10 protein-coding genes are annotated in these 11,383 nt (G+C 41.8%); all 10 read left to right on the top strand.

Going from position 1 to position 11,383, the window contains the following annotated elements; translation table 11 throughout:
* Positions 1-15: 15 nt before the first annotated feature.
* The gene (locus RBB56_RS01455; protein WP_306720628.1) at positions 16-696 is read left to right on the top strand and encodes a D-lyxose/D-mannose family sugar isomerase; all 681 of its coding nucleotides are present in this window, start codon (positions 16-18) and stop codon (positions 694-696) included.
* A 197-nt stretch (positions 697-893) separates the two neighbouring features.
* Positions 894-2,123, top strand: coding sequence for an MFS transporter (locus RBB56_RS01450; protein WP_306720626.1), 1,230 nt, complete (start codon positions 894-896; stop codon positions 2,121-2,123).
* A gap of 37 nt (positions 2,124-2,160) precedes the next feature.
* Positions 2,161-3,657, top strand: a complete 1,497-nt coding sequence (locus RBB56_RS01445) for a sensor histidine kinase (RefSeq protein ID WP_306720624.1) — start codon at positions 2,161-2,163, stop codon at positions 3,655-3,657.
* A 168-nt stretch (positions 3,658-3,825) separates the two neighbouring features.
* Positions 3,826-4,872: an inorganic phosphate transporter gene (locus tag RBB56_RS01440; RefSeq protein ID WP_306720622.1), complete on the top strand. Its 1,047-nt coding sequence runs from the start codon at positions 3,826-3,828 to the stop codon at positions 4,870-4,872.
* Between the two features lie 29 nt (positions 4,873-4,901).
* On the top strand, positions 4,902-5,525 hold the full coding sequence (locus RBB56_RS01435; RefSeq protein ID WP_306720621.1) for a DUF47 domain-containing protein: 624 nt from the start codon (positions 4,902-4,904) through the stop codon (positions 5,523-5,525).
* 92 nt (positions 5,526-5,617) lie between these two features.
* The gene (locus tag RBB56_RS01430; protein WP_306720620.1) at positions 5,618-6,775 is read left to right on the top strand and encodes a BMP family lipoprotein; all 1,158 of its coding nucleotides are present in this window, start codon (positions 5,618-5,620) and stop codon (positions 6,773-6,775) included.
* A gap of 138 nt (positions 6,776-6,913) precedes the next feature.
* Positions 6,914-8,458 carry an ABC transporter ATP-binding protein gene (locus tag RBB56_RS01425; protein WP_306720619.1) on the top strand — a complete coding sequence of 515 codons (1,545 nt, stop codon included), beginning with the start codon at positions 6,914-6,916 and terminating at the stop codon, positions 8,456-8,458.
* Between the two features lies 1 nt (position 8,459).
* Positions 8,460-9,563 carry an ABC transporter permease gene (locus RBB56_RS01420; RefSeq protein ID WP_306720617.1) on the top strand — a complete coding sequence of 368 codons (1,104 nt, stop codon included), beginning with the start codon at positions 8,460-8,462 and terminating at the stop codon, positions 9,561-9,563.
* On the top strand, positions 9,560-10,513 hold the full coding sequence (locus tag RBB56_RS01415; RefSeq protein WP_306720616.1) for an ABC transporter permease: 954 nt from the start codon (positions 9,560-9,562) through the stop codon (positions 10,511-10,513). The genes RBB56_RS01420 and RBB56_RS01415 overlap by 4 nt, the downstream gene beginning before the upstream one ends.
* A 172-nt stretch (positions 10,514-10,685) precedes the next feature.
* Positions 10,686-11,381 carry a bactofilin family protein gene (locus RBB56_RS01410; RefSeq protein WP_306720615.1) on the top strand — a complete coding sequence of 232 codons (696 nt, stop codon included), beginning with the start codon at positions 10,686-10,688 and terminating at the stop codon, positions 11,379-11,381.
* Positions 11,382-11,383: the final 2 nt, after the last annotated feature.

Genomic DNA, 11,383 nt, shown 5'->3' with positions numbered 1-11,383 from the left:
GAATGGTGATTAATTATGAAGCGTTCAGAAATTAATAAATGTATTAAAGATATGGAAAGGCTCGTTAAGGAGAATGGGTTTCACTTGCCTCCCTTTTGCCACTGGACACCTGAGGAATGGGAAATGAAAGGGCATGAATATGATGAGATAAGAGATAACATGCTGGGATGGGATATTACCGATTATGGCCTGGGCGATTGGGACAAGATAGGATTTGCCCTGATAACGCTTAGGAACGGAAGCCGAAATAATCCGAAATATAAGAAAATATATGCGGAGAAACTTCTGATGTTGAAAGAGGGGCAGCATTCTCCGATGCACTTTCATTGGGCAAAGTCAGAAGATATTATTAATAGAGGTGGAGGGACACTTATCATTCACGTATATAACAGCGATGATAATGAGGAACTGGCAGATACGGATGTCTGCGTGAACTCCGACGGACGTTCTTATTATGTTCCGGCAGGTACGGGGGTGGAACTGAAGCCGGGAGAAAGTATTACACTTTGGCCGAATCAATATCATGATTTTGATGTAAAACCGGGAACCGGGGATGTGCTCATCGGAGAAGTGTCCATGTGCAATGATGATAATGTTGACAATCGTTTTAATCCGGAGGTAGGGCGTTTCCCGAAGATTGAAGAGGATGAGGCTCCTTATAGACTTTTGTGCAATGAATATCCTGCGGCGAAGTAAGCATGTTCCGATAGAGATAAGATAATAGTAAAAGGATATAGAATATAGGAAACAATATAAGGGCTGGTCAAATAAAATGTGACCGCCCTTTTTGTAAATATAAAAATATTATCTTGGAAATAGGAAGAGAAGCGGTTATAATAGCAAATGTGTATAGTACAAAATTCCCGGACCTTGAAAGGAATATGGTCATAAATATGAACTATCGTTGGAAAAAAAATACGGCTATTTTTATGTCGAGCCAGGCGATTTCTCTTTTGGGATCATCGCTGGTACAATTTGCTATTACCTCCTATATAACAGTACAAACGAAATCGGGAGTATATGCTACGATTGCAATATTATGCGCAATCCTTCCTGTGTTTCTTCTATCACCTTTTGCAGGGGTGTGGGCCGATAGGTACAATAGGAAAATATTGATTATTATAGCGGACAGCAGTATTGCGGCATGTACCCTGTTGGTGGCAATTGCTTTTCTGCTTGGCTATGAGTCGATTGAATTACTCTTTGCGGCACTTATTATCAGGGCCCTGGGGTCTGCCGTACAGTCCCCCTGTGTAGGAGCTTTGCTGCCGGATATTGTGCCGGAGGATAAGCTGACAAGGGTCAATGGCATCAATGGGAGCATACAGTCCCTTTTTATGTTGGCATCACCGGTGCTCGGTGCTTTGCTTCTGTCCCTTGTGCCGCTCGGTAAAATTTTCTTTATAGACATTATCACTGCAGTTATTGCAATTATTATTTTACTCACGGCATTTCATCTTCCTAAAAAAGAAAAAAGTGTGGAAGAGATGGCTTCGGGCAATTATTTCTCGGAAATGAAACAAGGGTTTCGGTATATTATCAAGAGCCGTTTTTTGATAGAGTTTTTCGGTTTTTGTATGATTTATTTTATAATGATGGCACCGGCAGCCTTTCTGACACAGGTACAAGTGGTAAGAAATTATGGAGAGGACTATTGGTATTTGTCTGCAATCGAGGTGGCATTTTCCCTCGGAATGCTGGCGGGAGGAATCATTATTACCATATGGGGAGGGATGAAGAACAAGGTCAATACGATGATGCTCGCAGTTCTTATTATGAGTCTATGTACCTTTGGTTTAGGTATCCGCATGCCGTTTCTTCCTTATGTAATCTTAATGTTCTTATTCGGAACGGCGCTTCCTTTCTTAAATACCCCGGCGATGACGATGTTGCAGGAGCGTGTGGATGCGAAATATATGGGAAGAGTGTTTGGTATTATGACGATGATAAATACGAGCATGATGCCTCTTGGTATGATAATATTCGGACCGGTTGCGGATGTGGTTGCGATAGAAATATTGCTTATCATTACAGGTGTCGTTATGTTTTTGCTGGGATTGTGTATGACAAGAGCAAAAGAACTTATGAAAGCAGGGGCGGCAGGCCCTTATATTGTGGATTGACCGAACATAGAAATATGAAAGTACAGGATGGATGGATTTGAAGAAGACAATAAAGAACATTGCTATCTCCGGTAGTATTCTTTTTTTAGCTTTACTGTTTTGTGAGGTATTGTATAGAAAGGAAATCGGAGGCCAGAATATTAATATTATAATGTCCTTGGCAATCTTTGTCATAGCAGCTTCTACCGATAGTTATATTTATGGAGTGGTGTCTGCAGTAATCGGAGTTTTTGTTCATGATTTTTTGATTACTTCGCCGAGACTCGGGTTTAGTTTTACGGAAGGATTTCCGATAACATTTGTTATTATGCTTCTTGTAGTTTTTATCAGCAGCACGGTAGTGGGAAGAATTAAGAGGCAGGTAGTACACGCCAGAGAGCAAAGGGAACTTGCTGAATTTCTTTATAGTATTAATCGGGAGCTTCTGTCCACGAGAGATATGAATGACATAGCCAAATATTCCATGGCACATTTGAAGAAGGAGCTTCATTGTTCCATAGGTTTTTTTGAAAATGTTCAGGCGCAAGAGAAGCCGGAACCTTACTTAATCTATATGGCCGGAGATGTGGAAGAAGGATACTTTGTCAATGAAGAACTTCTTTACTTGGTGAAAAGTGCAGCCAAGAATCGTAAAGTTTTGAATGTAAAGGGTGGTGGATTTTTCGTTCCGATAACGACACAAAATAAGAACTACGGGGTGTTTGCTTTCTCCTGCAATGCAAAAGAATTAAATCATAAACAACAAATGTTTATTCCGCTGATTGCCGAGCAGACGGCACAAGCACTTCGTATGCATTATCTTATGGTACAGAAGCAGCAGACCCAAGTGATGGCGGAGATGGAAAAAGTAAAGAACAGCTTTTTGAGAAGTATCTCTCACGATTTGAGAACACCTTTGACCGGTATTATTGGCTCCAGTTCTACTTTGTTGGAAGTGGGGGATGAATTGTCGGAGGATGAACGCAAGAAGTTGGTTGAGGGAATACAAAGCGACGCACAATGGCTTGTGAATATGATTGAGAATATTTTGTCCATTACTAAGGTGAGAAGAAATGACATGATTATCGATAAATCGGAGGAAGTGGCAGAGGAAGTGGTGGAGGGCGCTATTGCTATTTTTCATAAACGTTTTCCTGACGCCAATATTACGGTGAAGCAGCCTGAAAAGGTACTGCTCGTTCCCATGGATATTATGTTGATTTCTCAGGTGTTAACGAATCTCTTGGAGAATACGCAAAGACATGCCAAAGGGCAGAGGTCGGATGTGGTGATTGAAATGAAGGAAATTGAAAATATGGTAGTTTTCGTAGTGAGCGATAACGGACCCGGTATTGATCTGGAAGTGTTTCCCAATCTCTTTAATGTAGCTGGTACATCGGATAAGCCATATAGAGATTCGAAGCGAGGACTAGGCATTGGACTATCCATCTGCAAGACTATAATTAATGCCCATGGCGGTGAGATTTACGCAGAAAACTTGCCCCATGGAGGAGCACAGTTTATGTTCACTTTGCCCATTAACAAAGAGGCATAAAGAAAGAAAATGTAATTTAACTAAATTTTGAATATTTTGTTGATACATTTGTCCGCGTATGATATTCTAATAAACGTGGTATCCGAGTTATTATTGCACGATTTTAATTTGGATATTGTATATTTTCAAGGGAATTATAACATATACAACACGATAAGGAGAAGTAATATGAATATTATTGACTTCATTTCACAAGTAATCCAGAATCCCATTCTTTTGATTACAGTCATTTTAACATGTGGAGTGGTATTTGTGAATGGATGGACGGATGCCCCGAACGCAATAGCGACCTGTATTGCGACTCGTGCAATACCGCCGCGTGCAGCGATTATAATGTCTGCGGTATTTAACTTTTTGGGGGTATTTGTGATGACCCTGATTAATTCCACGGTAGCCATGACCATTAAAAACATGGTGAATTTCGATGGAGATACGAACGCTGCGATTCTCGCTTTGTGCGCAGCTCTTTTGGCGATTATACTTTGGGCCGTGACAGCATGGTATTTCGGCATTCCGACGAGCGAGAGCCACGCTTTGATTGCCGGATTATCGGGAGCGGCCATTGCATTGCACGGTGGATTTAATGGTATTAACGGAGATGAGTGGCTGAAAGTAATTTATGGACTGGTTCTTTCTACCATGCTTGGTTTTTCCAGTGGTTTCTTGTGTACGAAGTTGACAGAACTATTATTCCGTAAAGCTGATAGAAGAAAGACGGTTGGATTTTTCCAAGGTGCACAGGTATTTGGCGGCGCGGCTATGTCTTTTATGCATGGTGCTCAGGATGGACAGAAGTTTATGGGCGTATTGATGCTCGGCGTATTTCTGGCTAATGGAAGTGAGACTACAGGGAATGTACAGCTTCCTATTTGGATGATGATACTTTGTTCCACATTGATGGCCCTTGGAACCTCCCTTGGCGGTTACAAGATTATTAAATCAGTGGGAATGGATATGGTAAAACTCAATACTTATCAAGGATTTTCTGCGGACTTAGGTGCGGCACTTTGCTTGCTCGTCGCATCACTTACCGGTATTCCGGTCAGCACGACCCATACGAAGACTACAGCTATTATGGGTGTAGGTGCTACACAGAGGCTGTCGTCAATTAATCTGTCGGTAGTAAAGGAAATGATATTTACATGGATACTGACATTTCCGGGGTGCGGTCTTATCGCATATATCGCAGTGAGAATTTTTGGATTGTTTGCTTAAAACGGTTTATTACAAAAGGAGGAAGTAACGTGGCAAAGTCAAAGGATAATTTTTATTTTCAGAATTTCTTGGAAGGAATTAGCGTTTCGAAAATGGCTGCAGTTAAATTGCAGGATATTATAAAGAATTATGATCACAGCACGATTGAAAAAGACGTGGCTGCTATGCATGAAATTGAACATATGGGAGATTCGAAGAAGCATGAAATGACAAGAGAAATTGTAAAAGCTTTTATCACTCCGATCGATCGCGATGATATTGTGAAAATCAGCAATTGTATCGATAATGTAACAGATTCCATAGAGGATATCGTAATCGGTTTCTATACGTGGAACATTACAACGCTCAGAGACGATGTGATGGAGTTCGCGGATCTTATCGTAGCATGTTGTAATTCGGCAGAGAGGCTGCTTGCTGAGCTGCATGATTATAAGAAATCTAAGACCATCATGAACCATATTATCGAATTAAATCATCTGGAGGAAAAAGGCGATGATTTATATATTCAGTATATTCGCAAATTATCCGTAGAAAATGCTGATCCATACACAGTAATGGCATGGAGAGAGCTTTATCGTTCCTTTGAAACAGTATGTGATTGCTGCGAGGATTTGGCGGATGCCGTGGAGACGATTATTATCGCAAACACATAAAGCTGTCATTGACGATAATCGGTATAACATGATAATATAAAGATGTTGAAATAATAAAATTATATTTCAAAAACAAGGAGGAAAACTTTAGTATGAAGAAGAAATTGTTAGCAATGCTTCTCACGGGAGCCATGGTTCTCTCATTAGCAGCGTGCGGTGGTACACAGACGGAGCCGGCGGCTGAATCGGACACTACAGCAACTGAGACGGAAGCCGAAACAGAGGTAGCGGAAGCTCCGGAAGCGACAGAAGAGCAGGCGGGCGGTTATGAGCTTGCGCTTGTAACAGACCTTGGAACAATCGATGACAAATCTTTTAACCAAGGTGCTTGGGAAGGACTTGCTCAGTATGCGGAAGAGTTTGGCAAGACTTATAAGTATTATCAGCCTCAGGAAGCAACTACCGATTCCTATGTGGAGACAATCGGTCTTGCGATCGAAGGTGGAGCGAAAGTCGTTGTATGTCCCGGATTTTTATTTGAGACACCGGTTTACATCGTACAAGAGCAGTATCCGGATGTAAGTTTTATCTTACTTGACGGCGAACCTCACAACGAAGATTATTCCGATTATACAACAGCGGCTAATACGATGGCAATTTTATATCAGGAAGACCAGCCCGGTTACCTTGCAGGTTATGCTTCTGTTAAAGATGGTATGACAAAGCTTGGATTTATGGGTGGTATGGCAGTTCCGGCGGTTGTTCGTTTCGGTTATGGATTCGTACAGGGCGCTGATGCAGCCGCAACAGAGATGGGCGTAAATGTTGATGTTATGTATCACTATACGGGCGCATTCGCAGCAACACCGGAAGCACAGGCTATGGCAGCTTCCTGGTATCAGAACGGAACAGAAGTTATTTTCGGCTGCGGTGGTGCGGTAGGTAACTCCGTAATGGCAGCAGCAGAAGAAGCGGGTGCTAAGGTAATCGGTGTTGACGTAGATCAGTCTTTTGAATCCGATACAGTTATTACATCTGCAATGAAGAAACTTTCTGTTTCTGTATATGACGGAATCAGGGATTATTATGATGGCAGCTTCCCGGGCGGTTCTACTTCTATCTTCTCCGCAGAGAACGATGGTATCGGACTTCCTATGGAGACCTCGAAATTTACAAACTTTACACAGGATGATTATGATGCAATTCTTGCAGGTCTTGTAGACGGTTCTATCACAATCAATAATGATGTATCTGATACAACGACAGCAGATCTTACTTTATCTTCTTCAAAGGTTACCTTTGTTGAATAAGGTTAGGCGTTAAGGTATTTGAAGGAATTTGAGTTACAGCCAAAAAGGGTGCTTATTTATGGTAAGCGCCCTTTTTCTACTAGAACTGCTATAATACACGGTCTGATTTTTTCAGAAGTAATGAAAGAAGGAGAAGCTATGGACTATGTAATTGAGATGATGGGGATTACAAAGGAGTTTCCGGGGATTATTGCCAATGATAATATTACCCTACAGTTAAAGAAGGGCGAGATTCACGCCTTGCTTGGGGAAAATGGTGCTGGAAAATCAACTTTAATGAGTGTTCTTTTCGGTATGTATCAGCCGGAGAAGGGCGTAATTAAAGTAAAGGGAAAAGAAGTGAAGATCAAGGGGCCCTTAGATGCAAATGCCCTGGGAATAGGTATGGTACATCAGCATTTTAAGTTGGTGCATAATTTTACAGTTCTGCAAAATATTGTACTCGGTATTGAAACTGTGAAGGGTGGAATTCTCCGTATGGAGGAGGCTCGTAAGAAGATAGTGGAATTAAGTGAAAAGTATAATCTTTTCATTGAACCCGATGCTCTTATTTCCGATATCACAGTAGGAATGCAGCAAAGGGTAGAAATCTTAAAAATGCTTTACCGTAATAATGAAATCATGATTTTCGATGAGCCTACGGCGGTATTGACTCCGCAGGAAATCGATGAACTGATGATAATTATGAAAAATCTGACAAAGGAAGGGAAATCCATCCTTTTTATTACTCATAAATTAAATGAAATCAAGGAAGCGGCGGACCGATGTACGGTTCTAAGACGGGGTAAATATATAGGGACCATCGATGTGGCAGATACCGATAAAGAGATGATGTCTGAAATGATGGTAGGGCGTAAAGTTAACCTAACGGTTGAGAAGCCGCCGGCAAAGCCGAAGGACGTAGTGCTTTCTGTAAAGAATTTATCTGTAAAGACGAGAAAAGAGGGCCATACGAAGGACCTGGTAAATCATGTGAGTTTTGAGGTTCGCAAGGGTGAGATTGTATGCATTGCGGGCATTGACGGGAATGGTCAATCGGAACTTGTATATGCAATTACCGGAATGGAACGTATGAGTGAAGGAAATGTAATCTTGCATGGTGAGGATATGACAGAAAAGAGTATTCGTTATAGAAGTGACCATGGTCTTTCACATATCCCGGAGGACAGGCATAAGCACGGCTTGGTACTCGATTATAATCTGGCCTATAATCTCGTATTGCAGCAATATTTTAAGCCGCAGTTTCAGAAGCTTGGTTTCTTGAAGAAAGATAAGATTTATGAATATGCGGACAATTTAATAAAGCAGTACGATATTAGAAGTGGTGAGGGAACTGCAACTATTACAAGGAGTATGTCGGGCGGTAATCAGCAAAAAGCGATTGTTGCAAGAGAAATAGGCAAGAATCCTGACCTCCTGTTAGCGGTACAGCCGACTCGTGGATTGGATGTAGGAGCTATTGAATATATCCATAAGCAGCTTATAAAGAAAAGGGATGAAGGAGCCGGTATATTGCTTGTATCTTTGGAATTGGATGAGGTGATGAACTTAAGCGACAGAATTTTGGTAATGTTTGAGGGAAGTATTGTGGCAGAGTTAGATCCAAAGAAAATTACGGTACAAGAACTTGGACTTTATATGGCCGGTTCCAAGAAACAAGTGAGAGAAGGGGAGGCAGGTTAAGATGAAAAATAGAAGAATTAGAAATCTGACTGGACCGGCATCTTCGGTATTTGCAATTGTAATTGGGCTTTTATTCGGATTCATCGTGTTGCTTCTATGTAATCCTGCGCAGGCAGTTCCGGGTTTTTTCACGATTTTAACAGGGGCTTTTACCCATGGACTAAAGGGCGTGGGACAGGTGTTTTATTATGCCACTCCGATTATTTTAACTGGTTTATCGGTAGGGTTTGCATTTAAAACAGGACTCTTTAATATCGGAACGCCCGGGCAGTTCATAATGGGAGCATTCGGTGCTGTCTATGTAGGAATCGTATTCACATCTCTCGGACCGGTGCACTGGATTGTTGCAGTCCTTGTAAGCGCACTTTTTGGGGCCGCATGGGGAGTGGTTCCGGGACTTTTAAAAGCATTTTTTAATGTGAATGAAGTAATTTCCTCTATTATGATGAATTACATCGGCATGTATGCCGTGAACTGGACGGTAAAAGCGAATAAAGTATTATTTAACAGTATGCGTAATGAATCCAAGAATGTGGCGAGCAGTGCACAAATACCGAAACTCGGTATGGATAAGCTTTTTCCCGGATCCAGCGTGAATGGTGGTATTTTAATCGCTATTTTAGTTATTATTATCATTTACATTGTATTGAACAAAACTGCATTTGGATATGAGCTGCGCGCGGTAGGTTTTAACCGGGATGCCAGCAGATATGCAGGTATTGATGAAAAGAAGAGTATTGTATTCTCCATGATGATAGCGGGTATGATTTCCGGTCTTGCAGGGGGATTATTATACTTGGCGGGTACTGGAAAACATATTGAAATTGTGGATGTGCTTGCATCCGAAGGATTCACCGGAATTTCGGTAGCCCTTTTAGGCTTGAGTCATCCTATTGGCGTCTTGTTCGCCGGAATCTTTATTGCGTACTTAACGGCCGGAGGCTTCTATTTACAGCTTTATGAATTCTCCACGGAAATTATCGATATTATCGTTGCTGTTATTATTTACTTCAGTGCTTTTGCGTTAATTGTGAAGTCCTTTATGGCGAAAGTGACAAAGAACAGACAGGCAAAAAGAGAAGAAAAGGGAGGTAAGGGAGAATGAACGTAGTATATTTTATTTTCCAACAAACGATGTTTTTTATGATTCCTCTTCTGGTAGTGGCTCTTGGCGGTATGTTTTCCGAACGAAGCGGCATCGTTAATATCGCTCTGGAAGGTATTATGACTATGGGTGCCTTTACGGGTATCTTGTTTATTAGTTTGACCGGGGGCACGATGAGCGGCCAGGGCCAGCTATTGATTGCGGTAGTGATTTCTATGGTGACAGGGGGTATTTTTGCTATATTTCATGCTTATGCATCCATCAACATGAAAGCGGACCAGGTCATCAGTGGTACAGCGCTTAATTTATTCGCTCCGGCGTTCGCGATCTTCGTAGCGCGAGTGATTCAGGGTGTACAGCAGATTCCATTTACCAATACCTTCCGCATTGCGGAGGTTCCGGTTCTTGGAAAGGTTCCGTTCATTGGCGATTTATTTTTCAAGAATACGTATGTGACTACTTATTTAGGATTTCTTGTCTTGGCCATATCCGCTCTTGTATTATATAAAACGAAATTCGGATTACGGCTGAGGGCATGCGGAGAACATCCTCAGGCAGCCGATGCAGCAGGAATTAACGTCTATAGAATGCAATACGCCGGTGTAATTATTTCTGGTGCCCTTGCCGGTCTCGGCGGCCTGGTATTCGTTGTACCTACTTCTACGAATTTCAATGCGACAGTATCTGGGTATGGTTTCCTGGCTTTGGCGGTACTTATATTCGGACAATGGAAGCCGCTTAAGATTATGTGGGCCTCCTTGTTCTTCGGTTTGATGAAGGCGATTGCAGCGGCATATTCAGGAATCCCCTTCCTGGTAAATATGGGAATTCCCAGCTATCTTTATAAGATGATTCCTTATATTGCTACGTTAATCGTTCTTATCTTTACTTCCAGGAATTCTCAGGCACCGAAAGCTGCGGGTGTTCCTTATGATAAAGGGGTGCGCTGACAGGGCTAATAGGGAATATGATGAGATAAAAGGCGGCCTTTCGAAAGAAGAGCTGCCTTTTTGCTCTTTTTTCCATTTTCTCTCTTTTCTATACAGAACAGATGTGTTACAATATGATATAATTGTGTAAAACAATGACAAAAGAAGTATCCGGGACATGGAGGAAAATAGTATGGGTTTTTTTACTGATTTAAAAGATGATTTGTCGCAGGCGGTTAACGAATTGAAGCCAGCGGATGGAAAGGCTGTGGGGGATACAGTCATACCGGAGGCAGTAGAAGGAACAGCCGGCGAAGATAATTCGAAAGGACAGACAGTGGCGGTCTCAGAGGAATTGTCGAACATCTCTCATACGGATACGGAATCACACGATAAGAAAGAAGATACGCCTGGGGGGAAGGCATCTGACGAACTCGCTGTTATCACGGCAGGAATGATTGTTAACGGTGATATTACCTCGGAAGGTTCTGTTGATTTAATAGGAACGGTAATCGGAAATATTAACATATTAGGGAAGCTGAATGTTACCGGATGTATTCAAGGGGATTCGAAAGCAGTTGAAATTTATGCTGAGAATGCGCAGATTTTTGGTGAGCTAAGCAGCCAAGGAGGTGTCAGAATCGGTAATGGCTCTGTAATAATTGGCAATCTATTTGCCAATAGTGCGGTGATATCCGGTGCGGTAAGGGGCGATATCGATATACACGGTCCTGTCTTGTTGGATTCCACAGCTATTGTTATGGGTAACATCAGATCACAATCCATCCAGATAAATAACGGTGCGGTCATTGAAGGTATGTGTTCACAGTGCTATTCAGAAGTTAGGCCATCGGACTTCTTTGAAGAATTCAATAAAGGGAAAAGATAACT

The sequence above is a fragment of the Kineothrix sp. MB12-C1 genome (genome assembly GCF_030863805.1).
In the GTDB taxonomy this organism is placed as follows: domain Bacteria; phylum Bacillota; class Clostridia; order Lachnospirales; family Lachnospiraceae; genus Kineothrix.
The sequence above is the reverse complement of the archived record's forward strand: the minus strand, read 5'-3'. Positions and strand labels throughout refer to the sequence as shown.